Genomic DNA, 25,997 nt, shown 5'->3' on the forward strand with positions numbered 1-25,997 from the left:
CTTAGCATGGGCTAGGCGCACTCCATGAAAAAACCGGAATGAAAGTCATTCATTCCGGTTCTCTCTGGCTCCACATGAACTGCCAGCTTATTCTATTCGATCCCGCCCCAAGCTGATTTGTGCGTTCTTCATCATTCCGAGTGCCAAGCCAAGCATTAGGCCAATACCTGTGACGATAAAGAACAACACGCCTATCCCCTCCTTCAGGACGACCATTTGCAGAATAACGCCAACAAGCGCACCAAGTGCCAAGCCAATGAACATGAACGCGCCGTAGTAGAGACCTATCGCCTCCGCAACAGCAGGCTCCCCATAATGCAGCCATTTCGCTTCACTGTGCAGCAGCGGATTATCTGGATTCTCCACAGAGAACGCGGCCTTCGCACGCTCGAATGCATCCGCTTCAGAGATTCCCTCTTCGGCGACAAGGTCTTGAATGTAATCGGACATATAACCCATCAGATCTTCTTGCGCTTCCCGATTTTTCTGTGATGTCCATTTGAATTTGGCTGCCTGCTTCTTCGCTTCTCCTAACGTTGCGTTCGCTTTTTGAACCAGTTTCTCAAAGTATGTTAGTTCATCACTGCCTGCCATGTTTAATTGTGTATTTTGCTTAATGAACTGCTTCATTTTATGTTCTGTATCTTTGCTCATCGTCATGATCATTCCACTCCTTCTAAAAATTGATCCATTAATTGCTTCATAAAGAGCCATTCTGCCTTCTTATGACTCAAATAGGCTCTGCCCGATTCGGTGAGATGATAGTACTTTCTCCGAGCTGCCGCACTTCCCTCTTGCCAATAGCTTGTCACGTATCCATTGTTCTCAAGACGCTTGAAGGAGAGATACAGCGTGCCTTCCTTCAGTTCGAAGGAACCTTGGCTCTGCTTCTTCACTTCCTTACTTAAATCATATCCGTACAAATCCTGATGATACAGCAGACTCAGGATGATCGTATCAATGTAACCGCGCAATATTTCCTTATCGACGTTCAACAAAGTCACTCCTCGCTGATACCTTACTTTATTAGGTACAGGAACAGTATATACGATCTATACCTTATAAAGCAATGTATAATTTAAAGTAAGGTATCATTCATCATTCTCCCAATCAAAAAACCTCCACGAATGCCGCACCTTATAAGGGTCAACATCCAGTGAAGGTTAATTGGGTTAATTAGGTTAATTGGGTTTATTGTGGATTATCCATATATTTATCGGGTTATTTTATAAAACAATAGCCGATGCTTCTGCCGAAAACCTGCCTTCTGATAGAGGGAAATTGCCTTCCCATTCTCTTCCTCCACACATAAGGAGATTTCGTCAATCTTCCTGTCTAGGAGCAGGAAGCGCAGTGCCTCTTGTATCAGTGAAGTACCGAGACCTTGTCCTTGCGCATGCGGTGATACAGCGATGAATTCGATATTTCCTTCCTGCGCGTCGCAGTCTGCTTCCACATATACGTAGCCAAGCAAGCTCTGCTGGTGATCGACAGCAATAAATATCCGATGATCGTCCTGAAGGCGGCTCATAATTTCTTGTCCGCTGTAATATGTGTTCGGGAACGAAGCATCATGCAGTGCAATGAAGGCATTAACATAGTCTGGTGTGATCTCCTGTAGGGTATGGGCCGGCGCATAGGCAAATGCAGAGCGGGTACATACCAATACCAAATGGGCATGCAAATATGTTGACGACGATATGCCATCCATAAATTGCAGAGCCTGCTTGTTCTCCTCATTATAAAAGCTGTGCAGTGTCGTTACCTTGTCACCAAGCTGGTTAATTCCCGCTCTCCACAGCTCATGTGCAAGGTCATTCCATCTCGCTCCCTCCTCGATGAACGGCCCCCATACCTCTGCCACACCGCGTTCCAGGTCGACATCAAAGCCGAGGGCTCCTATGATTCGTTCATGTTCATAGGCAACCACGAAGGATGTATCTAACTCAAGATCAGAGAACTCCTCGGAAAGCGTGCCCGCAATTTCGTCTTCCTGATCCCCACAAAATCCAACATGATGCTGCTTCTCTTGATTCAATCGAGCGATAAAGGCAGCTAATTCTTTGATACGTTCATATGAAATGGTATGAATTATGATCGACATGAAGTAATATTCTCCTTATCATCTATCGTAATGCTCCAGCACCGTGTCCATCCCCACGCGACATAATATCGGTCGGTAAGGTCTGTATTCAAAAGCCCAGTAGTGAAATGAAACTGCGATCTCTTGAACCTCTTATATGTAATCCGATTCTAGTCTCGTTGCCGTTCATTCGAAAATAGCAACCGGACGCGCCCAGCCTGCGCTCGCCTTTTCAACTTTTACCGGGAAGCAGCACACCTTAAAACCGAACGGCTTCGGCAGCTGCTCCAGATTCGCCAGCTTCTCAATCTGGCAATATTCATGCTCTTGGCCGACAAAGTGAGCCGCCCATAACACTCCATCCTTCGGCTCACGCTTATACGCCTCAGCTTGAAGGTTCAATGGAATATCCCAGCCCCAGCCATCTGTACCTACTACCTTAATGCCCTGCTCAATCAGCCAACGAGTCGCTTCCGCAGATACCCCAGCGTGCAGAAAGGCATAATGTTCCTCATAGAGGCGCTTGTCCGCATCGGTACGAATGAGCACAATGTCATAAGGTTTCAGCGTGTAGCCGATCCGTGCCAGCTCAGCAACCAAATCATCCGTCGTAATCTCATAGCCGGTCGGCTTCTTGCTGAAATCAAACAGCACACCATCAGAGAAGAACCATTCCAGCGGGAGCTCGTCGATCGTTCTTGCCGGCTTGCCCTCCGAGGTTGGCCAGTAGTGCCACGGCGCGTCAACATGTGTACCGGCATGCGTGTTCAAGGTCACCGTTTCGGTAGCCCAGGCTTGGCTCTCTGGAAAATCATCTGGCTTAAGTCCAAGCATGGCGGCTGCCTGCTGAGCGCCTTCCTTGTGACTGGAAAATTCAATCTTAGCCGGGAGCGGCTCGCAAATGCGCGGACTAATAGATACGCTTAAGTCTATTATCTTCATTTTCATTCCATCTCCCTCGAATGATCGGATATATCGAATGTTAGATGCAGCACGACTCGCAACGAGACGGAGCTCTATAACCAACAACTCTTGTCCTTACATTCAACAGCAAGGGAATAGTATCCTCCATATATCAAAAAGGTTCATATTTCATCGGAGATGAATCGCTTCCTTGATTCAGGTTTTTATTGAGAATGTGCATCCAAATTGCTACACTGATTCCAAAAAGGTTAATCCAAATTCCTGTATAAGTTGAGGTGAAATCGAGAAGATGAACCAGCTTACAGTAGAACTGCAATTTTACAAGCCTGCATATTTGGAGGCACTCCAATCCTATCAACTCCCTGCGGAGCAAAAACAGTTTGCTGCAATGCCGAATCAACGGTTGGATACCTCTGACGGTCAGCACCCTATCGTCATAACAGCTGGCAATCAGCCGGTAGGTTTTTTTGTATTGAATAAGAATGCAAGAGTTCAGGAATATTCCGAGAATCCACATGCGCTGCTGCTTACGTCCTTCTCTATCGATTATGCGAAGCAGGGGCAGGGATATGCTTCAACAGGGTTAGAGCTTTTGAAGAGCTTTATACCTGAACATTTTCCGGATTGCAACGAAATTGTACTGGCTGTGAATCATAAAAATATCCCTGCACAACGGTTGTACATCAAAACCGGATTCACCGACACTGGACAAAGATGCGAGGTCACCATTGACGAGCAATACATTTTCTGTTTATCAATATAATTTCCTCCTTCCCTAGCAAATAAAAAAGCACGCGTTCCGCGCCATGCAGTATGCTCGAACGCGTGCAGTTATTTTCATGTGGCATCTTCTTCTAATCTCCGAATATAACGATAAGTTTGCTAAGCAAAAAAGAGGCGAACAGGATAATTCCCATCTGCCTCTCGGTTCATTAAAAGGGAAACTATTCTTGAATACTCGTTACTACACCGTCATCCAGATAAATATATTTAAAACCATTATAGACCCACTGTTCATGAATATAATAAAAAGAACCGAGGATGCTCAGGAAATACTCCTGATACCGCTCGGTTCTACACAGTTATGATGTTAAAGCTAATCGATAATATACTCCTCAAGTATGCTCTCTACAGAAGCAGTCTGTTGTCTTATCGATATTGCCAGATGAGAAGGGAATCGTTAACATGAGATATAAATGAATCACAAGGAGGCGCAGCCGATACCGTGCAGCTCCATTGGTTGGAACATACCAAACCATTCATCGGGCGCAGCAAAGAAATGAGTCACGTCATCGACTGGCTCGACGATCCCCAAGCCCCTTCCCGTATTCTATACATATCTGGCATGGGCGGCATAGGCAAGAGCTCGCTCATGACGGAGATGATGCTTGCCGTTCAGCAACGACATTGGACGAGCATCTGGCTGGACGGACGCTCATGCTTGACAACGCCCGTAGGATTTTTCGAATACTTAGCGTCCGCCATTCAATTAGAACGATATAATCGTCAGCCTGTCGATCCGCTCGAAGTACTTATTTCTGCTCACGCTTCCCATCGCATCGCTATCTTTATTGACAATTCCGAGCATATATCACTGCTGGAAGGCTGGATTATGAATGCATTTTGGCCAAAGATGTCGTCACAGGGTGTCCTCCTCGTATTCGCCTCACGCTCCCCTATCCCACTTGTATGGAAAACGAATCCGCACAAGGGGAGACACATTACCGAATTGCCGCTGGCCCATTTTTCGTTTGCGGAGACGATGGACTATATTTCACACACAGGTGCATTCTCGAAGGAGATAAGCGGGGAAATTGCTCGGAGCTCAGATGGCCATCCGCTCGGTCTGGCACTTGCAGTAGAAGCTGTTCAAAAGAAACAGGAGCTGTCGAACAAGGATACGAGTATTGTCTCTCAGACGATCAGCGCCCATTTACTGCGTGAACTCACAACCGATGAAGTTCAGCCATGCGTCGATGCATTGATCGTGCTGCAGCAAGCCAACCAAGAGATGCTCTCGAAGTTCCTGGGGCGCCCTGTCACGATTCAGCAATATCGGCTGCTGCAGAGCATGTCTTTTATTCGAACCGTTCCTGATGGCATTGCTCTGCATGATATTGCCCGTATGCATCTGCATCGGGATTTCCGAGCAAGAGAGCCCGAGCGATTGGAAGAGCTTCGAACGAAGGCAGCCAAGCTTCTCTATCAGCAATTTCGCCATGTAGATCTTCATCATCGGCGCGAAATAGCGGCTAAGCTGCTCTATTTGTGCAAGGATACCCTCCAATCTGATCGCCTGTATGCGGACTGGACAGTAGATTCGCCAGACTCGCCGCTCGAAATTGTGACCGAAGCCGATCTGCCTGTGCTGCATGAGCTGCTGGATCAGTGGTGCGACTACAGCATCGATCCATGGCAGCGTAGCATTTACCATCAATTTATGGATGAACTCGTTGAACAATTTCCAGAGAGTATTGTGGTTCTGCGCGAAGCGGATGGCAAGCCTATCGGCATGTTCATGTTGCTGCTTATGCATCGGGATACAAGCCGACTGATGGAACAATACATACCTTCCGAACTTCACGAATGCTTCACGGATGAGGAACTAGCCTGCAGCGCGGATCAGGCGGATACGTACTACGCTGTCTTAGCAGCAGCAACAGACAAGCATCCCATGTTCACTCGAGAAGAGATCGTCGGCCTGCTTACCCGAGATCGGCTCTCCTTACTCGGTCAAGGCTCCCGCGCAGTGCTTGTTGCCACCAATCCGAATTTGAAGACATTCCTGCAGCAGGTTGGGTTCCAGCTTCGTCCCACACGTACAAGGAATTGTGATACTTCATACGCAAGAGCGGATATTTTGGAGCTTGATCTCAGACAAGAACGATTCGGGGAATGGATCATGTCCTTCTTCACGGAGCAGACAAGCGAGTCCAGCGAGCAAGGAAGCACGATCACCGTACAAGATGTTCGGAAAATGCTATCCTGTCTGCACGAGCCCGGCAAACTAAATCACTATACCCGCTTCTTTCCTGCAATTGCGAACGGAGTCGCTCTGCAAGCACACTTGCTATCTATCCTTGAGCACAACACATACCGCCTTCAAGAGCAGGATCTGCTTCTCCTAAATACGGCCTACAACTTGCATCCTCATAATCACATCGCGGCTTCGCTTGCCTGCAATATGAGCCGCGCCACCTATTATCGCTATTTGAACAAGGCCGTTCAAAATATGACCGAGATGATAAAAAGCAAGGGACTTCATTAACAGCACAGCAGGGCCTTGGGCTGATGATTCAACACATCTCAGCCTTAAGGCCCTCCTTATGTATCTTGACCTCTTCCCGCAATTCCTGCAGAACGGCCTCCTCATCTAACCCTAGCTGCTCGATAATGTCCTCGACACGAACGACCACTTGTTTTTTCGACATTGAACTCATATCTACTCCTCCATCTCCCATATCTGTTCCATCTGTTCCTCTCATCATCAACCTCGTACATTCGAGAGTACTTTCTTGTTGCCTTTACTATAATTCAGAAGCCCGGTTCCTTCGTCTCAACTTTTTCTCATCTTTCTTACATACACCGTCATTTAAGGTTGGCGTAAGGTAATTTTCAGCCTTATGAAAGGTTCGGGACTTACAGTTGAAGCATGCAATCATAATTTGAATGATACGAAATGGAGTTGAAGATACTCGATGAATACCCAACCCGTCGTTGCTACTTACAGCCTTTCGAAATTTTATAACCATGTATGTCGGGTGAACAAAATTGACCTTGAGGTTCCTGAAGGCGAAATATACGGCTTCCTCGGCCCGAATGGGGCGGGAAAATCCACAACCTTGAAGATGCTGCTTGGTCTAGCCAAGCCCACCGATGGCCGCATCACCCTATTCGGTCAGGAGCTCGGCAAACATCGGCGTTCTATCCTTAATCAGATCGGTTCCTTGATTGAATCTCCTTCTTATTACGGTCATTTGACTGGACTTGAAAATATGAGGGTCATGCAGACATTACGCGGGGTTCCGAGAAAAAATATAGATGAGGCACTGAGAATTGTCCGACTTGAAAACCAGAAAAACAAAAAAGTAGAGCATTACTCACTCGGCATGAAGCAACGGCTGGGCATAGCTATGGCTCTTATCTCCTATCCCAAACTGCTCATATTGGATGAGCCTACGAACGGGTTAGACCCTGCAGGCATCGGGGAGATTCGCGAGCTGATCAAATCAATGCCGCGGCAGTACGGAATTACCGTGCTTCTCTCCAGCCACCTGCTCTCTGAAATTGAGCAGATCGCCACCTCCGTTGGCATTATTAATGACGGCAATCTACTCTACCAAGGGAAAATAGAGACGCTGCAGGAGCGAAATAGATCGTCCCTCGCAATTCGAACGGGCAATAATGCCGCAGCCGCAGCATGGATGCAAACTCAGGGCTATATGGCCAACCTGCAGGACGAATGCTTACAAACCGAGCATATGAGCGATCAACAAGTGGCGAGGCTGAATAAGGATCTCGTGCTGAGCGGTATTGATGTTCTTCGGATCGAAGAACGCAAAAGAACACTGGAGGATATATTCTTGGAGCTTACCGGAAGGGAGAAAAGCTTATGATTAGAGCTTTGTCCCTAGAATATTTCAAGCTTCGCCGCAAGCGTATCTTCGCAATGGCAGCCTTATTTCTGAGTGCTCAAATGCTATGGGCGTTGGTATCAACAACGATGTCGATCGCTCGTAATCCCAGCAGCGCGGACTGGAAAACGATAATTGCAACAACATCTTCCATGAACGGCTTATTTCTCCCGATTATCTCGGCTATCGTCGTATCGCGCTTGTGCGACATGGAGCACAAAGGAAACACATGGAAGCTGTTAATGGCAACGAATATGCATCGGAACAGCATCTATGCTGCCAAATTCATATGCGCTGCATCGATTCTCTTCCTTTACCTCGTCCTCCAGGCTTGCATTATTCTCGCGTTCGGCATGATGAACGGTTTCGATTCGCTCCCGTTGCGGCTGCTCATTTTGCATATTGGAGGAGCACTTCTGACAAGCATAGCCATCATTGCCTTGCAGCAATGGATTTCCCTTATCGTAAAGAATCAATCCTTTGCCCTGTGCCTAGGCATGATTGGCGGTTTTATTGGCATGACAGCGGATCTATTTCCTGCATTCGTGCGCCGGATATTTATATGGTCTTACTATTCCGGACTGTCTCCTGTCTCCTATCTATATACAGAGAAAACCGCAACATACGTGATGCAGCCGCCAAGTCCCGTTCTGATAGCTGCGGTGCTGCTCATCGCTGCCGCATGTTACGCGGCAGGTAATATACATGTTTCTCGCAAGGAAGTATAGGAGGTTAATCGATATGTTACGAAGCGTTTCCGCCGAAGTTATGAAGCTGCGGCATTCTCGAATTTGGATCATTCTTGTTGTTCTTCCCGTTATTAGTCTCGTAATTGGCTGTGCGAATTATTATTTCAATCGAGAGGTTCTGCAGCAGGAATGGTACAGCTTGTGGACGCAAGCTGCTCTCTTTTATGGCATGTTCTTCCTCCCTGTGCTAATCGCTATCTGTTGTGCCTATGCATGCAGATTAGAGCATATGAACCGGAACTGGAATGCTGTACTGACGGCCCCTGTATCCATTGCCAGCGTCATCATAGCCAAGCTGATTGTCGTTGGAGCGCTCCTGTTTTTTGTTCAGTTGATATTTTTCACTCTCTATTTCGGTATGGGACATTTGCTCGGCATTTCCTCGGCCTTTCCTTCCGATGCGATAGGATGGATCTTTCGAGGATGGATATCCTCTCTCGCGATAGCTGCCATCCAGCTAGTGCTCTCGCTGCGAATCCGCAGCTTTGCGGCACCGATCGGCATCTGCTTATGCGCTGTTTTCCTTGGATTGGGGCTGTATGTCGCGAAGTTCGGCATGCTGCTGCCGTATTCCATGCTGACGATTGGTATGGGTGTACTCAGTCAGGAGAGTCTTAATGGTGCGGAGCTATTCCAATTCTATGTGATCAGCGTCATTTATATTGTACTGTTCACTAGTCTCTCCATTCGCAGCCTGCAAAGGAATGATGTCATACAAGCCTAATTCGCGCCAGAAGGGGAACCTGCAATGAAAAAAATAATCCTTATCGCCGCGCTGTTGTTCGCAGCCGTCGTCGCATTCGGTGTTTTCATCCTTGCTCCGGAAAGAATAGCGCCGGACAACCCGGAAGGGAAGACGATATATTATGCACAAATCAACAGTAACGAAGCGATGAAAAACAAGAACGGCAGATATGAATACAGCCTCCTTGCTTTTGATAGCCAAGGAAGTCAAAAACAGCTGGACTTTACCACCAGCAAGCAATTACGCAAGGGAGCTTATCTGGAGCTGTATACGACAAGGCTTCGAGGAGTTACCTATTGGCATGAAGTTCCCTATGACACTCTTCCCGAGAACATAAGAAGAACCTATAAGCCATAGTAGTTTTATTCAACCAAGGGCCGCTATCTGGATCATACGCTGATCAGAGAACGGCCCTTTTCGTGATTGTTTAACTGAGGAGCATATTAGCATATTCATTGATCAAGAACGTTGAACGTCATGATGTAAATGAGATATTCCATAAATACTAGAACACCATCATACAATTCTACTAACTGTCTATGTTCGTCTTTTTGTTAGCTTAGATTAGCTACAAGCTGCCTTGGCCGAACAGCTTGGCAGCTCAATTGTAGCGCACATGCCCTGCCCCGTGTCACTCACCAGCCACAGCTGTCCACGATGTGCCTCGGCAATTCTAGCCACCATAGGAAGCCCCAAGCCATGTCCATTTTGTCGCAAGTGTTTCCTCTCCGCAGAGTATGGCAGCTTCAACAGATCCTCCAGTGATTCACGCTGAATCCCTACTCCGTTATCCATCACTGTAAATTGACAAGCCGAACCATCGGCTGATTGATTTATAAGCAGCGAAATGTCGCAACCATCTGGATTATGATCGATGCAATTCTGAACCAGATTCGTGATGGCACGAAGCATCAGCTTGCGATCAACTTCAGCCTGAATATGCTCTTCCTTGATCTGCAATTCAATCGCATACTGCTCATCCAGCCCTTGATTCAGAAAGTCTGCAGCAACCTGTCTGGCTAGAGCCGCTAATCGCATAGGCGCCATGTTCAAGGGCTGCATCTCATACTCCAGCTTGGAGACCAGATTCAAGTCACTAACGAGGGAGCGCAGCTTCTCTCCCTGCTTACGAATAATTGCCGCCTGCCGCCTCTGCTCCTCAGGCACCTCTGCATGTTCTTCCAAAGCACTTGCATACCCAAAAATCATGGACAGAGGCGTGCGAATGTCATGGGAAATTCCCGCAATCCAATTCGACCGCGCCTCATTGCGAGTACGAAGAGCCGCCTGCCTTTCTCGCAGCATTTCAGAGGTATCATTGATGCTTCGCGCAAGATTGCCGAATATCCCCTTCTCTTCTGCACGAACGGCCTCTTCCTTGCCTAGCGCGTGAACAACGCCCGTGAGCGGCTTCAAGGATCGGGCAAGCCGAGTGCCGATTATGATAGCCAGCACACATCCAAGTACGATGTTCCCGAGCAGTAGGATTAAGGCCCTCTGCGGTAAAGAACGTATCCATGGCACGAGAAAGTCAAAATGATACTTCGCATGGCTATCCTTCGGATAACCAAGCACGACCAATCCATCTGTATGTTCCCATACGTATACCGGATGCTCCTGCAGATAATGACGGGTGAACTTGGCAACCTCGGTTAAGGAATACGCACGCGGGACGTCTTCAGGCAGCTTGTAATCCCATATAACCTGGCCGCCCTTATCAAGCAGCATCGCCCATGCTTCGGTACCCTCCAGCATCTGGCGGGAGGAGGCGTCTAATACATGTGTCTGTCCCGTCCGCTGCAAATGATTCGCTACGAACTCCACGACATGCTGTGGGGATTGTCCGGCGTTAATCTCCTTGAACACGAAGAAACCGAGCATGGCCAAATTCAAAGCAATGATCCCGGCAAAAATGGCAAACGTGATGCCCGTAAAACGACGAATAAGGCGGATAATGCTATCCATCGTTCTTATGCTCCTTCACCACAAGCTTGTATCCGAGCCCTCTAACCGTTAGAAGACTACAAGGCTTGGAAGGATCCACCTCGATCTTCTCCCGAATTCGCCGGATATGCACCATTAACGTATTTTCATAACTGGCGCCATCATCGCCCCAACCGGCCTGAAACAATGCATCGGTCGTCACTATGCGCCCTCTATTCTCATATAGCTTCATAAGAATGGCGTGCTCCTTGGCCGTAAGCGGCTGCTCACGTTCACTATCCCCGTCGGTCTCACTATAGACCACAGCGCTCTCTAAATCCACCGTGCATCCTTCCAATGGAAAGGTCGGCAACCTCTCCTCCTGATGCGTCTGGTACACTCGCTTCAAAATGCCGTTCAGGCGAAGGATCAGCTCCCTTGGCAGAAAAGGCTTTACAATATAATCATCGGCTCCAAGGCCTAGTCCGAGCAGCCGATCCTCATCCTCACCCCTCGCAGATAAGAACAGCGCCGGCATGCTGGAGAATTGGCGGATGGCCGTCAGCAGCGCAAAGCCGTCCTGATCCGGAAGCATTACATCCAATATGGCGATGTCAGGCTTGTCCCTGCGGCACGCGGCTAGTGCAGATTTGCTGTCGGATGCCGTATAAATTCGATAATAGCCCTCTTTGCGCAGCATCATATCGATCATGGTTCGAATGTCAGGTTCATCGTCCACAATAAGTATTTTTTTGTTCTTTAGATTGTCCACGCTGCTCCCCTGCCTTTTCTTACTATAAGTAGTTCGTTAAGCATATCATTGATTTGGAATCGACCGAGGGAAAATAGTAACTTCGACAAGAAGATGTATATAACCTGCATAAATGAGACTCCAGGGCCCTGAAAGGAAGCTTAAGAACACTAGAATTGTGGAATAACGGGCAGGATAGTTCAAAAGTTTCGCGAATACCCCACATATGGAGTTATTTACGGAATTCGTAAATAAGACGTTATGCGTAATTACAGTAAAACAATATAGTGAGGATGGATTATTCGAAAATGAAGAAAACAGGTGTTTTACTATTTCCTCTATTCAGTGAGTATGAGTTAACCGTTGCATTGTCCATTTTGAAACAAGGAAATAAACCTATTACAACAATAGGGATAACTGCAGAACCGATCTTTGGAGAATCCGATTTGAAGTGTCTGTCCGATTATACTATTTATGATGTAGACATAGAGACATTGGATAGCATTTTGATTCCTGGGTGTATGGATATTACAACGCTATTCGATAATGATGATTTAATAGAATTTATTAGAAGATGCGTTGAGTTTAATAGCGAAGTGATTATTGGTTCAATTTCAAGCTCACCCTATTTATTAGCTAAAGCGGGGATATTAGAAAATCGGAAGTATACAATCGGTATGCATGAAGCAGGCCGAAGTCAAACAGGAGTTTTTAATGAAGAGAATTATTGTGATGATTTAGTAGTGCAAGATGGGGGGATATTAACAGCTAGAGGAAGGGCATTTATAGAGTTTGGAATTAGATTCGGACAACTATTAAATCTGGATTTTGATTCCAATTGGTATAAAGGGAATAATAAATAACATATAGTATTTCGAAGAGGACTGTAATTACGCATAACACAGTGTTCACGCTGCGGGGGACAAACCTCTTTGATTTCCTGCAGCCCTAATTTAACTATTCTCTTCTGAACACAAGTTATATAAAAAGAGCCTTTCCCGGTATTTGTCATAACCGGAACAAGACTCTATTCATACTCCCTATTTCATCGCAATCGAAATTTTATCTTCCTTCTGTAGCCATTCGACCTTCGCTCCCAGCTTCTCGCTAATGAAGCGAAGCGGCAAATAAGAGGTTCCTTTAATCGCGAAAGGCTTGTTGTCCAACTGAACTTCCTTGCCGTTCAACGTCATTGTCCCCGACTTATAGTTGACTTCAATGGTCAATTCCGCGCTGCCAGTAGCCGCATTGGAGCGGCTGACCGTGACAACCTTGCTTAGTATATCAAACTTGATCGTGGCACCCAGCTTCTCGAATATCGAACGAATCGGCACGAAGGATTGACCGTTGCGAATAACAACGCCGTTGTTCATCTTAACAGTCTCTCCGTTCAACACAAGCGATACCGCACTGTGTACTGGCACGGCCTGCGCATGCATGAACTCATAGTCGCCATATCCCAATTCCGCATCTTTATTGATGCCCCAACCCCATAGAGAGCCGTCTGCCTTCTGCATGATGATATGTCTCCAGCCAGCCTTTACCGAGCTGATATTCGAAGCAATAAGTTCAAACTTGGCGCCGCTTGACATCGATTCGGTTTCAATAGACGCTTGATATACGTTTCCGCCATTCGTGAGCGCAATGATTGAACGTTCCACAACATACGCTACTTTCACATCAGAAATATTCTTCAACTGAATCGGCTTCGGATTGTCATGAACCGTTGTTCCGTCGGACACCCCCGTCCACGTACCACCCCAAAACCAGAGGCGAGATGCTGCGTCGATTGCCAGATTCGCTTCTCTATTTGAATAGATTGATCGGATCGCAGCCAAACCATCAACTTGCGAAGGAGCTGGGGTGCTTCCCTCCGGAAATTGAAGCGGCCAGCTCCACACCGTGCCGTCCTTTTTAAGCACCAGCCCGCTCGCCACGGACTTCACCTGAGGTAAGGAAGCAACCTTCTCAAACGAAGTTAATTTATTCGTTCCCTCCCATACAGTACCGTCCTTCTTCAGGAAAAACCATCGTTCCGGGTTCGGATGTTCAGGGGAGTGCGCGGCTATTTTTTCAACCTGATCGATGCCGGACAGCTCCTTGAATTGAGCATTGTCTTCGTCTGCAACAATATAAACTTTGCCATCTGCATCAATAGCTAAATCGCCATTCCAGAAAACCATATCATTTATGCCGCTTACGGGGTGAATCTTAATTTCTGGCGATATCGCGCTACCTTTCAAATACCATACCTTCTTGTCATCCGTCACCACATAAGGGCCAACGATCCGTGTTACTGGGCCAATTCCATGCAATTGAGTCGGCACAGCCTGATAATTTCCCCACACCCAATAGGTTTTGTCTTTTTTAACTAATGAGTTCGATCCATATTCTTGAATTGCGTTGCTTGATTCCTGCTCTGCCGATACGACGGATGCATTGGATACTCCAATTATCCCTAAGCTCAATACCGCCGCCAGCATCCATTTTCCCGCATGTACTATTCTTCCCATTATAACGTTTCCTTTCTCTATGAAATTGAAAGTTCTCTATCCATTACTAGACCATATTCTACCATTTTATTAACGTGATTTTCCACATACCTTATGTACAATTTCATGAAGCTCCGCCTACTATATCTGTAAAGGAGCCAATGTATCCTGGCATTCTTTCTTACATTTTGCCTCTCTCTCGATCGCCACATGGCATGGTTAAAGATCCGTTACAATATTATTCTCTGCTGGGATCACCTCTCGCAGATTGGCCAGCTGGAATAGCTCCCCCCACTCTTGCAATTGATCGATAATTGGCTTTAATTTCATCCCAAGCTCAGTTAATTCGTACTCTACCTTAGGCGGAACTTCAGGATAGGCATGACGATGGATGATTCCCGCAGCCTCTAACTCCTTAAGCTGTTCTGCGAGCATTTTATGATTAATGCCTACAATCCCTTTCTTCAGTTCCCCATAACGATGCTTGCCTGCAAACAGTTTGCAAATAATAGTCGGCTTCCAGCGCCCCGAAATGATAGAGACTGCCAACTCGATTGCACACTGGTACTGCTTTCCGTTCATTTCATACATAGACGGACTTGTCATCTCATACTCTCCTTACGGTAAGTATTTCACCAAAAAGTGCGTACTTACATTAATTACGTTCATAAATTATGATTAGCATCGAAAAGATAAGCGCCAATCAAAATGATCAGTCGACAGTCTCAATATATCATATGGGCGGTGGATGAAATGGATAAAATTGTGAAGAAGGATTCTGTAGAGGTGTTATATTCCGTTGAAGGCAGCGGATCAGGCTTATTGCTCATCCATGGGACAGGAGCAACCCATCAATTGTGGGAAGAATTAAGTCATACCCTGTCCTCCCACTTCACCGTCATGTCACCCAACTACGGTCAGTTGGGAGCAAACTTACGACTAGAACTGGACGATGTGGTGGAGCAACATCTAGCCGTCGCTTCCCAGGAAGGATTCGAGCAATTTCATGTCATTGGCTACTCGCTAGGAGCAGAGATTGCCGCAGCTCTGGCAGCCAAATACCCAGGGCGCGTGCTATCGCTTACGCTGGTTGCAGGATGGGTTGAATCAGACGTGTCGGTACAGTTCCAATTCGATTTATGGCACAAGCTGCTCATTTCCGATCGTACCGCATTCGCCCAATTCCTAATGTATACCGGCTATAGCTCCGATTATTTGAATCGGTATGCCATTCATGAGCTGCTGGCGATGGCAGATGATCTCGCTCAAAATCTTGCGCCGGAGATGAACCATCACATTGAACTTGACACCCGCATCAATCTGCGTTCGCTCCTAGGCAGCATTACCGCTCCAACCCTCGTTATTGGATTGACCCATGACCGCATGGTGCCTGTCAATCAGACGAAGGAGCTTGCTGCCCTGATCTCTGGTTCACAGTACCGTGAAATTGCTTCTGGACATTTGATTGTCACGGAGAATGGCGTCGCCTTGCTAGAAGAACTGCTGCTCTTCCTCGCTCAAGTAGATGAGCGGCTTAGATCAGTTCTGCACTAATCTATCAATTCATGCAGCAGAGCGCTCTATGAGGTCATCCCAAAGAGCGCTCTTACTAAAGAAAGTCTTCAATTGACCAATTCCATCAACAATGATTACTTTCAGTTCATGCATGTTACAATCTTGGATCAAGCTCTTTCTCTCTGCCTACTTCGAATAATAGGTTTGCAACCAGTTCCTTATACTCCGCATGCTGAGGTGTTATTTCGTCAAGTTTTACAGCAAGCATTTGCTGGCCCAGACGATACTCGCCCAGCGAGGTCTTCAGCTTCTGGCGCACATTTTTCTGCTTGATGAGCTTATCGTACTTATGCGGGAATTGATAATCATAGCCGTAAACAAGTGACAAATAGTCCGCGTTTCTTACCTTCATATAAGGTACGGCATTGTTTATCGTGAACTCTGGTTTAATGACGACGCCCTCCATATGTTTCTCCGTTGTCAGCTTAGAGAAATAGCGTTCGGCTTGCTCAACATAATCTGGCTGTGTTAGATCCACAATTACGTACTCATCGTCAGATAAGAAGCTAAATATCACAGATGTATTCTCATCTGGAATACGTTCCTCACCCGACTCATCAATCACTTTAAGCAGACCAAACGGCTTATATTCCAAATCCCCGTCCTCCGCGTACAGTCCTAGCTGCTTCTGATAAGTCTCGTATGCTTCCTCATGCTCGCTCAGCGGAACATTAGTCTTGATCGCATCGTGAACATGCTTATAGCTCTGATAGATAGGACTGCCGTACTTTTCACTAAGAACCGCTTTCGACATATGATACTGGTCTTTTTCAAATTCCGTACTCCGATACGTCTCCACAAGCTTCCCCCATGCAGCTTCAAAACCTTGCTGCTGTAAAAACTCAAGCTCGCTCTCCAAAGCTGCCGCAATCGGCTTGAACTGCCGTTCGATCAGCCCTTCCCCCATTGCTCTCCAAGGCAGCAGCTCACCGTCCAGCAGAAGCATTGCGATCTGGTTCTCTTCCATATACGTTCGGAATCTGTGAAGCAGCTGCTCGTATACGTCTGTTAGATCCACTTGCTTGACTCTATATCCGTTCCGGCTCACCGCGAAACACTGCTCAACGTCACGATACAGATAAATATTACATCTCGATCCCATATATTTAGGCTGCAGCACTACCTTCTCTACTTGATGTTCTGCAAAGTAATCCAATCCCCTCTTCAACGATTCCAGTTCATGCGCATCTACATCTTTATCCGAAGGCGACATCGTTCCAGATATGAAATTGATCTGATTCCGCGTACAGTAGTGCAATCTCCGTACTTCTTCATCATTTAGCTCCTGCAGGGATACCTTCCGCTGAACTTCAAACAGTGTCGGAAGCTCTTCTTCAATAATCGCTTGCTTAGCAGGATGCGATTTGAAGAATGGCTTGTAAGAGATAATTACAGCGGTCAATCGATTGCCATGCACACTGCCCGTGTCTACGTGAATTTTGTTCTTGATACGGAAGGCTGTCTTGGCCGCCACATGGCCGAATATATGATAAGGCTGATTGCTAACCGCTTCTTCTTGAATAAAGCGCAGCTGTTCTTCGAGCGGCGCATCCCGATCAATGCGGAAATTACGCTGACGACGAACGGCCTTCCCATCCAGCTTCCCAATATACTTGTTCCTGCAAGGTGCGTGAGTCACATAGAACGATGGCGCATGAGGCGAACGATATTGATAGAATGGCTGCGATAGGGAAACCAAGTGATTAAATCTATCCAACAGTTCTCGATCACCCATCAACACCTGAATCGAATCAAAATACGTGTCTACCAGCTCCTTATCGACACCACTAACCTCTCCCTGCAAGTACTTGTATACGAAGTTCTCATGGTTTCCGAGCACGAACCGGAAGTGCTCCCGATTGTCATATAAAAAGTCGATGGTTGCTTTGGTCGCTTTGCCTTTATCAATCCAGTCCCCTACCAAAATAATGTCCGTATCCTGCACGCGCTCCATGGCGCTGAGCCTGCCGTCCTCAATTCGGTAGCCGCAGCTGCGCAGCAGCCCTTGCAAGTCATGAATGCATTCATGCACATCGCCGACAATCGTATAATTGCGTTCATTCGGCAGGAATGTAGCCGCATATTCGCCGCGATTTTGAACAATGACGCGGTATTCCGGATTGGCAGCCCCCTGTTCAAGCCAGTAAAAGTCCTTGCTGCGCACCCGATGGATATTGGCATACCCTTCCCGCGCAAGAGAACCGAGCACATCCTTTTTCAACCGATTCATATGGTTCGTGATCAGTCTCTTCGAACGCTCTGATGCATAATAGTCCTCGCGCTTGCGGTAGTCGAAGAGGATGACCTCTACGTGGTAGTGATTGCGTTCAGCAATCTCTCGAACCTTGGCCCTGATATCCTCGGCTAGTCCGGTCGTATCCAGAATCACGAACTCCGCATTCACCGGAAAAGAAGTGACCATGTCCAGCTTCGTATATAGCAGATTGAAAGCTTGGGCGCTGGCCTCCAGCATAACCTGATCATATTTATCATAGTCGTGACCGAGTATTTCTTGCCGCATGCTGTCCGAGGACAAATATTGCACATTCATTTGCATGGCCCCTGATGCATCTCCACTTAACTGCGGCATCAGCACTTCCTTGGCAAACGTCGTCTTGCCGCACTCCGTCGGCCCAATCATCATATAGATCGTATGAACGTTAGTGACAAGCTCCACATTCTTCTCCTCCTTTCCTAATAACGACGCCTTGTGTCGTCGATATGCCATTCACGCGATCCCCGATCGCTACGAATTCGTATGTGTTTGCTGCTCCATAAGCGGTCATCGCTTCCGCAAACCAAACTTCGAACTCCTCTTTTCCCATTTCCCAGCGGTGGTCGAGGTGCCGGAACGCCGTCAGTTCGTAGAAGACGTTAAAGTCAGCATTCGGTGTCGTAATGACGAAATGTTCAAAATCAATATTTGTGCAAATTGACTGAATCAGATGCTTCGCTTCATCCTTGCTCATGTGCTCAATCACTTCTGTCAACATCACATCGACTTGCTCCCCGTTGTAATGCTCCATGAAGTGCTCAAGTGACGGATAGGTTATAATGTTATCTCGTTCTTTGGACTCGGCCTTTCGCTGCACGACCGCAAGCAGATCTTCATTAATATCTATTGCATAGTAGCTGCTGCTTTCTACTTTCGAAGCATAAGGGATTGCATAGAATCCCTCGCCGCAGCCAACATCGAGAATCGATTTGTTGAAAGGCAGTATGCCTGCAATGAAATTTCTGCGCTGCATCGCTGTTCCGCCGTATTCGAACTGGATCGCATATCGATCGGTACGTTCAAGTTCCACCTTATGTTTGCGGAAATCCTGCTTCGAGGACAAGAAAATACGGGCGAACAGGCTGCGAATATAGTACGGGGCATCGATAATGTTCATGCTCTTCACATATTTCACGATCATACTGTCCGAAATATCAAGACTCTCATTGCCGAACATAGACAAGAATAAGCACAGCACACTCACGACATGAAGCAGCTCATGCAGGCTTCGCTGTGTCGTTATCTTAATAGAGTAGCTCTTATCCGTCCTGTGATGGAGGTCGAAGGTATATGCCGTTACATGTTTTTGAAAAAAATGAATGTACTGCATGCGATCCACATGAATCATGTTAATGGTAAAGGAATGCTCATAACCCGCAACATCCTCTTCGCTCTGCGCTTTGAAGGGTGCCGAGAAAAATTCGCCAATCGCATGCAGCGGGAAAATCGGCGTATTATAGCGAGATACGTTCAAATATTCAAAAACCTCATCCTTATGCTGCTTATAGGAAACCTCATTGTCCGCATCCTTGAAATATACGTTATACTTCGCTGCATCGCTGTACCAGCCGTATGCCGTCCCCTTGCGAATCTGTCTCAAGATCATTCCGTTATGCGGATTTTTCCGAATGAGAAATGAAAACTGTGGATGCGTTGACGATAATTGCACGATTGCCATTATGCTTCTTCTCTCCTTACATCTGCGGTTGTAATCGACCTGCGGAATAATTCATCAAGCCGTGCATCATATCCGCCTGCTGCAACAGGCTGCTGTGCGGCAATCCGTTCATAGTACCCGATGGATTGTTCGATAAAGGCATTGATGACTTCGATTCTCGGCTCCATATTCAACTCTTCTCCCGCGATCTTGCGCGCAAGCAATTGTTGAATAGCGGCATGAAGTTCACTGTTCGCCAGCACAAGCCGATCTACCAGCACCGTGAATTCAATAGGTGGCATCTCGTGATAACGCTCAATCCACTGGCAGGCCAGCAGCGGGCGCAGCACGTAAAAGTACTTTTTGATCTTCACGGACTCCCTCTGCAAATACTCTCTGTAGTTTCCTGTGGCCATGTGCAAATAGTGATACATACAGGCTCTTGGCGAAAAGGTATCGGAGGATAAGGCACGTATCTGCTCCACCACATCCAATTCTTCCGCATATACAATCGGAGATTGCAGCCATTCAAGCAAAGGCGGATTCGACTTGCGGAATAAGGACAGTGCTTTCTTCATATCCCAACCATTGATATCCAACATATTGCTGATCGGCCGCTCAATCACGTCTCGTTTTTCGAATAAGGATAGATAGTTGTCCATAGGCCTTACATAGATGAATCGAACATCATAATCACTATCCCTCGATGGAAATCCCCAAGCCCTACTGCCTGATTCGCAAGCATATACTATTCGTACCTGTTCTTCTGTCTCGATATTTCGTAACGCATCTATAATTTGCTGCCGTATATTTTCCATATAAGTTTGACTCCTTCCCTATCAAAGCTATCCCTTTGCAAGCTGCTCGTTTCGTTGTACTCACTGCTTCGATTGATTTCCATCCTTCTACGCGTGGTGCTCAGGCGTTCCAGCATTTAAGCCATTCCCTAACCGTTGAACCGATGCGCATTGCTTTGTGCACTCATCATCTCTTATTTCCGGTTTTGCGAACATGGCGAAAGTATTACGACCTACCGAGATTATTTCGTGCTCCCGCAAATGTTTACCTGATACAATAAAAGAAAACAGCATGGGTTACTTGGGAGAAGGAAGGAGATTCGACATGGCTAAGGAGAGTTTCGATAAGGAGATTCAGTATTTGCGCACGCTCATGCTGATGAGAGGGGCGTTCAATAGACAGCAGCTTGCAGATCGGCTGGGCATTTCCGTACATACATTGGACAAAACGGCTCGACGCTTGAAAGAAGTTGCCGCTGCCTCAGAGGTACAATCTAAGCATGCCTCAGAAATGGAACTGGCAGAAGCTGTTCATCAACGTAATGACGATTCATCCGATCCTGCCCTATTGTTCTTGTTTCGAGCCAAGTCGCTGAAGGAATCTGAATCGGTTCGGATATCGATTATTTTGGAGGCGCTGCAGGAGCAATCTATGACTGCTATGGAGCTTATGGATGAATGCTGCGGCAGAACGCCGGAAGAGCTGTCGCTGCCTGATGAGAAGACAATTCGAAGCGACCTGAAATATTTGGAGTCGGTTGGCGTCATACGCAAAGCGAATGCATCCCGTCCATATCGCTACCGCTTGAACGATGAGCTTATACAGCAACTATCGGATGAGGAGCTGCTTGATTTATACGATTTCGTGGATGTAATGGCGAACACGCAGGTGCCTTCTGTCCATGGCTATTTGCTGCGGGACAGCTTGAAGAAGCAATTGCTGCTTGATCATGAGGGGCAATATCTTACCGATACCTTTTTATATAAATATCACTATCATTTTCGCATATTGGATGAGGCCCATCTGTTTACCTTATTAGGTGCGATCAACAAGCGATGCAGAGTGCAATTCCAATACTTCACGCCCAAGGCAGAGAAGAGCTATGCCGCGCAGCAGACGAATCCGCGCTTCGAGAGGGAAGGCGAAGGAACTTGGCATAAGGCTCTGCCCTTAAATATCGTATATGACCATCAATATGGAAGATGGTATATGCTGAGCAGCGATAGAGAGGGTATCCGCAAGTTCCGCATGGAGGGCATGACCCATATTGAAGAAGTGGAGGATGTATCCGAGGAAGTATTTCAGATGAAGACAGCGGCGCTCATGGAGAAGCTTCAGTACAGCTGGCTTATCGATACCGGACGGCCCGTGAAGGTGCGTGCCCGCTTCTTTAGTCCTCGCCCAGGAGAACCGGACTTCATTAAGCAGCGGGTACTGCTGCAAGGGCAGTGGGGGGAAATTGTTGAGGAAGATGATCAATCCTTCCTATACGAAATTACGGTAAATGGAATTACGGAGATTAAGCCTTGGCTGCGCAGCTTCGGATCGAGCTGCGAAGTGCTTGAGCCCAGACATCTACGCCGCGAGCTGATAGAGGAATGGAAGGAGATTGCTGCATACTATGAACCCATTTGAGAAAATCTTTGGCTATCAAATCCTATCCCGTCTCGATGATGCGGGTACATTCGTGGTTACCTCCCATGAACGGGCATGGTTGAAGACAATGCTTGCGCATCCTGCAGCGAACGAGGCCTTCTCCGAAGATACGATAACCAAATTAAATGGAATCCTGTCCTCAGAGATGCTCATGGATACCTCCCATAATCTTATTGAGAAGGCCAAGAGCAAGGAAAAGCATGTCTATCATCCGATGCTGCGGCCGCTCCGCAGGTACATCTCTTCCGGAACAGGAATACGCATCAGCTACGCAATCAAGGGCGGTCGTGTCAACGAGGAGCATGAGGGCTTTCCATATAAATTAGAGTATTCCATTATTAAGCGAGAATGGTACCTGCTCTGGTACCATCGTCAGCACCGTGGTCTCATGAACACCAAGCTGCGCAATATTACATCATTGACGGCAGAATTGATCCCGCCTGCGGAAGCGGAGTACATTCTAGCGAAGCTTGCCCGCTTGCGCGATCGTCGCAAATCTGAGGTTGTGATTGAGGTCATCCGTGAATATAACCGCGAGCTGTCGCGCATCTTGTATGCCTTCTCCTGCTTCGAGACGGAGGTGATGTACGATGAGGAACAGCGCAGCTACCAGATTCGAATCCGACTGCCGTGGAATGAGCATGAGTTCCTCTTGTCCAAGATACGCTTCCTCGGCAAGCGCGTCCGTGTACAGGATAGCGCATACCTGCAGAAGCGCATGCGCGAGACGGCTGCCATGGCACTGGCGAGGTATGAAGAAAACAGTGTATAGACCTAAGATGGTGTGGGGTGGGCTCTCGCCAATCCTACACCAGAAGGTGTTCGTTTGTATAAATAAGCTTTCAGGGCTGTCACGTATAATCTCTCAACGAAAATAAATAGTAGATACACGCCAAAGTATAAACGTCCACTTCATCGTCTAAAAGCTCGATCCTAATCGTCCGAGGAGGTATAACCTTATTGTAAGTAATCAAAGCTATGTCTCTGTCAGATTCAGATAAGCATGTTAACTTAGTGGTTCGATCCATGAAGTCCTTTTTTAATAAGTAAACCTTATTATCAATCACGAACTCCATACTAGGATTTGGTTTGACCCTCGTTTTATCTTTCAGCACAAATCTTCCGACATGTTTAGAATCCACGTTCCATTCCGACCTAATCATTGTCTTGAGCGACCAAATTTCAATAGCCTTGCTCATTGACCTCCCTTCGTTATTAAAGACTTCAACATTGACTAAATAATCGCTAAAAACATTATCAACAACATAATGGAGCGTACTGTTATAGTGTCTTTGAATATCCCCCACTCGATTCCCGTTCGCATCTGTTAACGCGAATTTTTTTCTGCTTTTGCGATAGATAGGGGATACATATTGATAACGGGGCATTGGATCACCACTTTGAAGGTAATAATCAACATTCAACACCAAGAAAATAATTCCTTTTATTTACTATCCCCCAGTATGAATGACCTTGTCAATACGAAGCCAACCATTCTATCTCGTGTTTTTCCAACCATACCCTTTCAACCAACTTTATGCTTAAGACTGCTCAAATAAAAACGGCGGTATGCTGGGTTCATAGAAGATCCCAGCATACCGCCGCGTAACATCACAATGATAGCTTATATTTTAAATTTCTTCACTAGCAATTCCAACTCGCTGCTGGATCGGCTTAAATCTTCCGCCGACTGCGAGACCGTATCAATTGCTTTCAACTGATCCTGCGTCGAAGCGCTGACTTCTTCCGCGGCGGCTGCGGATTCCTCCGAGATCGCGGACAGATTTACAATGGACTGAACCACGTTTTCTTTCAGCTCGGACGCCGTCTGTATTTTGTCCGACATTTCCATAATCGCCTCGATCACTTGCTGCATCAAGCTTTGAATGCTTGTAAATGCAATCTCTGTCGACTGCACAGCCTCATTTTGTTCCGAGGTGATTTCCTTGGTCCGGCTCATCGCCCGGGTGGCATTCGCAGCCTCTTCTATAATGCCCTGAATGGTGCTGCTAATTTGCTCAGTCGAACTAGCGGATTGTTCTGCAAGTTTACGCACTTCTGTGGCGACGACTGAAAATCCCTTGCCAGCCTCTCCCGCTCTTGCCGCTTCGATCGACGCATTTAAAGCAAGCAGATTGGTTTGAGCTGATATCGCTTTGATCATTTCGGCCACAGCCTGAATGTCGTTGATTTTGGTTACGAGCAGGTTCAATACTTGTTCGATCGATTGAATTTCACGGAACGATTCATCGGAACGCACTTGCAGCACAGCCAACGTCTCTCTTCCATCGATGCTTGCCTGTTGTGTCTGGTTTGACTTCGCCTGCATGGAAGACATCGTTTCTTCCACCGATCTAAACTGCGAGTCCAGCTTGCTTGTGACCTCCTGCATATGATCCAGATTTGTTGCGCTTTCGGCCGAACCTTGCGCGACATCCGACATGGCGTGGGCAATTTCTTCGCTTGCCGCTTTTGTTTCTTCCGATACGGCACTCAGATTTTCGGCCGACTCCGTGAGCTGTTCAGAGGAACCAATCACGCGGGATAAGACCTCCCGCACGCTTTGTACCATATGATTAAAGTGGCCTGTTAATTGGCCAATCTCGTCCTTCGAACTTACCTTCCCTTCCACGGTCAAGTCTCCATCAGCCATTAGCTGCACCTGCTTCGTCAATTGAACGATCGGCTTCGTAAAGAAGCGGGCGACAAAGTAGACAATAACATTTGAAACGACGATGGCGCACAAGGTTATGATGATGTTCATATATTTAATATGGTTCGTGAGCTTTAACAGTTCGTCTTCTTGATAGACAGCACCGATTTTCCATCCTGTAAGACCGGACGTCGTATAATATAGAACTTCCGGTTCGCCTTTATCCGTGTAATTAACTTTCCCTGCACTTTCATTTGTAGTGTAAATTTTGTCGACATATGGTCTTTCCCGTTGATTTTTCCCGGCTGCATCTTCTGTATCCGGCAGCACTACCGAGTTTCCTTCTGCATCCAAAATAAATCCAAACCCATTATATCCTACATTCGTTTCACTGATTTGCTTTGTCAATTGATCCAGGTTCACATCAAGCGATATAACCCCAAGAACCTTGTTGTTTTCCACAATGGCCTTAGAGATCGCTATTTTCATTTTCTGACTGACACTATCCTTGTACGGAGGGGTGAATTTCACTTTATCCTTGTCATCATTAGCCAATTTATACCATGGGCGAATGCGAGGATCATAATCTTTTTTGAATACATTAGCTTCGGGATCAAACATCTGCTTCGATGAATTCCCCATATAAATAGCAGATATTTCAGGATTGATTTTTGTATAAGATTTCATAACTTGAATCATGTTAGGAGTTAGCTTGTCTCTGTTTTTTACAATGTCTTTGATTTCTGGATTTTCACTAAAATGCAAAATATCATTTGCATAATTATTTAGACGCAAATCCGTAACCTGCAATAAGGCCTCCGCTTCTTCGCTTCCTATCTCATCCAACTCTTCTTTAAAGCTATTAGTCATCTGCAAGTTAGTTGTCAATTGCAGAATGACCAAGGAGGAAACCAGCAATACTGCAAAAATTAACATAAGCTTGTTCTGTAACTTTTTAAACATGATGTCGACCCCCTATGAATTGTAAACGTTACAAAACTCATACTGGGATCTGAATAAAAACCCCAGATTAGACGTTATAACGTCTTTAACGTGGAAATTTTAGCACATGTTTAATATGT

Annotated in this window: 24 protein-coding genes; 10 read left to right on the plus strand and 14 right to left on the minus strand. The window is 46.6% G+C overall.

What is annotated here, in order from left to right; all coding sequences use genetic code 11:
• Positions 1 to 87: 87 nt before the first annotated feature.
• The 4 genes from BP95_RS0111020 to BP95_RS0111035 all read right to left on the minus strand — a co-directional run bounded on the left by BP95_RS0111020 (position 88) and on the right by BP95_RS0111035 (position 3,025).
• A complete protein-coding gene (locus BP95_RS0111020; RefSeq protein WP_021259638.1) occupies positions 88 to 660 on the minus strand; it encodes a hypothetical protein in 573 nt (190 codons plus the stop codon).
• A gap of 2 nt (positions 661 to 662) precedes the next feature.
• On the minus strand, positions 663 to 995 hold the full coding sequence (locus BP95_RS0111025; protein WP_021254132.1) for a PadR family transcriptional regulator: 333 nt from the start codon (positions 993 to 995) through the stop codon (positions 663 to 665).
• Between the two features lie 218 nt (positions 996 to 1,213).
• Entirely contained in the window at positions 1,214 to 2,104 is an 891-nt protein-coding gene (locus BP95_RS0111030) for a GNAT family N-acetyltransferase (protein ID WP_021254131.1), read from the minus strand.
• A 165-nt stretch (positions 2,105 to 2,269) separates the two neighbouring features.
• A complete protein-coding gene (locus BP95_RS0111035; RefSeq protein WP_028532172.1) occupies positions 2,270 to 3,025 on the minus strand; it encodes a cyclase family protein in 756 nt (251 codons plus the stop codon).
• Positions 3,026 to 3,296: 271 nt separating this feature from the next.
• Here BP95_RS0111035 and BP95_RS0111040 point away from each other — a divergent pair, with 271 nt between their 5' ends.
• Both BP95_RS0111040 and BP95_RS0111050 read left to right on the plus strand, forming a co-directional pair.
• On the plus strand, positions 3,297 to 3,770 hold the full coding sequence (locus BP95_RS0111040; protein WP_021254129.1) for a GNAT family N-acetyltransferase: 474 nt from the start codon (positions 3,297 to 3,299) through the stop codon (positions 3,768 to 3,770).
• A 462-nt stretch (positions 3,771 to 4,232) separates the two neighbouring features.
• The gene (locus tag BP95_RS0111050) at positions 4,233 to 6,275 is read left to right on the plus strand and encodes an ATP-binding protein (protein ID WP_021254127.1); all 2,043 of its coding nucleotides are present in this window, start codon (positions 4,233 to 4,235) and stop codon (positions 6,273 to 6,275) included.
• A gap of 28 nt (positions 6,276 to 6,303) precedes the next feature.
• On the opposite strand, the gene BP95_RS33040 is transcribed toward BP95_RS0111050, so the two are convergent.
• Positions 6,304 to 6,447, minus strand: a complete 144-nt coding sequence (locus tag BP95_RS33040; RefSeq protein ID WP_155987228.1) for a hypothetical protein — start codon at positions 6,445 to 6,447, stop codon at positions 6,304 to 6,306.
• Between the two features lie 258 nt (positions 6,448 to 6,705).
• Between BP95_RS33040 and BP95_RS0111060 the strand changes: the two genes are divergently transcribed.
• Genes BP95_RS0111060 through BP95_RS0111075 form a run of 4 tightly spaced genes read left to right on the plus strand, consistent with a single transcriptional unit; the run spans position 6,706 to position 9,492 of the window.
• The gene (locus BP95_RS0111060; RefSeq protein ID WP_021254125.1) at positions 6,706 to 7,623 is read left to right on the plus strand and encodes an ABC transporter ATP-binding protein; all 918 of its coding nucleotides are present in this window, start codon (positions 6,706 to 6,708) and stop codon (positions 7,621 to 7,623) included.
• Positions 7,620 to 8,369, plus strand: a complete 750-nt coding sequence (locus BP95_RS0111065) for an ABC transporter permease (protein ID WP_021254124.1) — start codon at positions 7,620 to 7,622, stop codon at positions 8,367 to 8,369. Before BP95_RS0111060 ends, BP95_RS0111065 begins: the two co-directional genes overlap by 4 nt.
• 13 nt (positions 8,370 to 8,382) lie before the next feature.
• Positions 8,383 to 9,114, plus strand: a complete 732-nt coding sequence (locus BP95_RS0111070; protein ID WP_028532174.1) for an ABC transporter permease — start codon at positions 8,383 to 8,385, stop codon at positions 9,112 to 9,114.
• A gap of 24 nt (positions 9,115 to 9,138) precedes the next feature.
• Positions 9,139 to 9,492 carry a YxeA family protein gene (locus tag BP95_RS0111075; RefSeq protein ID WP_028532175.1) on the plus strand — a complete coding sequence of 118 codons (354 nt, stop codon included), beginning with the start codon at positions 9,139 to 9,141 and terminating at the stop codon, positions 9,490 to 9,492.
• Positions 9,493 to 9,699: 207 nt separating this feature from the next.
• On the opposite strand, the gene BP95_RS0111080 is transcribed toward BP95_RS0111075, so the two are convergent.
• Both BP95_RS0111080 and BP95_RS0111085 read right to left on the minus strand, forming a co-directional pair.
• On the minus strand, positions 9,700 to 11,100 hold the full coding sequence (locus BP95_RS0111080; RefSeq protein WP_028532176.1) for a sensor histidine kinase: 1,401 nt from the start codon (positions 11,098 to 11,100) through the stop codon (positions 9,700 to 9,702).
• A complete protein-coding gene (locus BP95_RS0111085) occupies positions 11,093 to 11,830 on the minus strand; it encodes a response regulator transcription factor (RefSeq protein ID WP_021254120.1) in 738 nt (245 codons plus the stop codon). The genes BP95_RS0111080 and BP95_RS0111085 overlap by 8 nt, the downstream gene beginning before the upstream one ends.
• Positions 11,831 to 12,117: 287 nt before the next feature.
• Between BP95_RS0111085 and BP95_RS0111095 the strand changes: the two genes are divergently transcribed.
• Positions 12,118 to 12,672, plus strand: coding sequence for a DJ-1/PfpI family protein (locus BP95_RS0111095; protein WP_021254119.1), 555 nt, complete (start codon positions 12,118 to 12,120; stop codon positions 12,670 to 12,672).
• 177 nt (positions 12,673 to 12,849) lie between these two features.
• Here BP95_RS0111095 and BP95_RS0111100 read toward each other — a convergent pair whose 3' ends face one another.
• Both BP95_RS0111100 and BP95_RS0111105 read right to left on the minus strand, forming a co-directional pair.
• Positions 12,850 to 14,322, minus strand: coding sequence for a stalk domain-containing protein (locus BP95_RS0111100; RefSeq protein ID WP_051614054.1), 1,473 nt, complete (start codon positions 14,320 to 14,322; stop codon positions 12,850 to 12,852).
• A gap of 198 nt (positions 14,323 to 14,520) precedes the next feature.
• Positions 14,521 to 14,907, minus strand: a complete 387-nt coding sequence (locus tag BP95_RS0111105) for a winged helix-turn-helix transcriptional regulator (protein ID WP_051614055.1) — start codon at positions 14,905 to 14,907, stop codon at positions 14,521 to 14,523.
• 147 nt (positions 14,908 to 15,054) lie between these two features.
• On the opposite strand from BP95_RS0111105, the gene BP95_RS30135 reads away from it, so the two are divergent.
• Entirely contained in the window at positions 15,055 to 15,855 is an 801-nt protein-coding gene (locus tag BP95_RS30135) for an alpha/beta fold hydrolase (RefSeq protein ID WP_021254116.1), read from the plus strand.
• Between the two features lie 115 nt (positions 15,856 to 15,970).
• Here the strand turns inward: BP95_RS30135 and BP95_RS0111115 are convergent, their stop codons facing one another.
• Genes BP95_RS0111115 through BP95_RS0111125 form a run of 3 tightly spaced genes read right to left on the minus strand, consistent with a single transcriptional unit; the run spans position 15,971 to position 20,626 of the window.
• Positions 15,971 to 18,553, minus strand: coding sequence for an AAA family ATPase (locus BP95_RS0111115; RefSeq protein ID WP_021254115.1), 2,583 nt, complete (start codon positions 18,551 to 18,553; stop codon positions 15,971 to 15,973).
• Positions 18,537 to 19,829 carry a class I SAM-dependent methyltransferase gene (locus BP95_RS0111120; protein ID WP_028532179.1) on the minus strand — a complete coding sequence of 431 codons (1,293 nt, stop codon included), beginning with the start codon at positions 19,827 to 19,829 and terminating at the stop codon, positions 18,537 to 18,539. Before BP95_RS0111120 ends, BP95_RS0111115 begins: the two co-directional genes overlap by 17 nt.
• The gene (locus tag BP95_RS0111125) at positions 19,829 to 20,626 is read right to left on the minus strand and encodes a nucleotidyltransferase domain-containing protein (protein WP_028532180.1); all 798 of its coding nucleotides are present in this window, start codon (positions 20,624 to 20,626) and stop codon (positions 19,829 to 19,831) included. The genes BP95_RS0111120 and BP95_RS0111125 overlap by 1 nt, the downstream gene beginning before the upstream one ends.
• Before the next feature lie 304 nt (positions 20,627 to 20,930).
• Between BP95_RS0111125 and BP95_RS0111130 the strand changes: the two genes are divergently transcribed.
• Together BP95_RS0111130 and BP95_RS0111135 are read left to right on the plus strand one after the other, a co-directional pair.
• A complete protein-coding gene (locus tag BP95_RS0111130) occupies positions 20,931 to 22,241 on the plus strand; it encodes a helix-turn-helix transcriptional regulator (RefSeq protein ID WP_028532181.1) in 1,311 nt (436 codons plus the stop codon).
• The gene (locus BP95_RS0111135; RefSeq protein ID WP_028532182.1) at positions 22,228 to 23,034 is read left to right on the plus strand and encodes a WYL domain-containing protein; all 807 of its coding nucleotides are present in this window, start codon (positions 22,228 to 22,230) and stop codon (positions 23,032 to 23,034) included. Before BP95_RS0111130 ends, BP95_RS0111135 begins: the two co-directional genes overlap by 14 nt.
• A 79-nt stretch (positions 23,035 to 23,113) precedes the next feature.
• On the opposite strand, the gene BP95_RS34525 is transcribed toward BP95_RS0111135, so the two are convergent.
• Both BP95_RS34525 and BP95_RS0111145 read right to left on the minus strand, forming a co-directional pair.
• Entirely contained in the window at positions 23,114 to 23,650 is a 537-nt protein-coding gene (locus tag BP95_RS34525; protein WP_028532183.1) for a tubby C-terminal domain-like protein, read from the minus strand.
• A gap of 236 nt (positions 23,651 to 23,886) precedes the next feature.
• Positions 23,887 to 25,878 (minus strand): methyl-accepting chemotaxis protein, encoded by a 1,992-nt coding sequence (locus tag BP95_RS0111145; protein ID WP_028532184.1) that lies wholly within the window; start codon positions 25,876 to 25,878, stop codon positions 23,887 to 23,889.
• Positions 25,879 to 25,997: the final 119 nt, after the last annotated feature.

Origin of the sequence: Paenibacillus sp. UNC217MF (assembly GCF_000686865.1) — a bacterium.
GTDB lineage: Bacteria > Bacillota > Bacilli > Paenibacillales > Paenibacillaceae > Paenibacillus_B > Paenibacillus_B suaedae.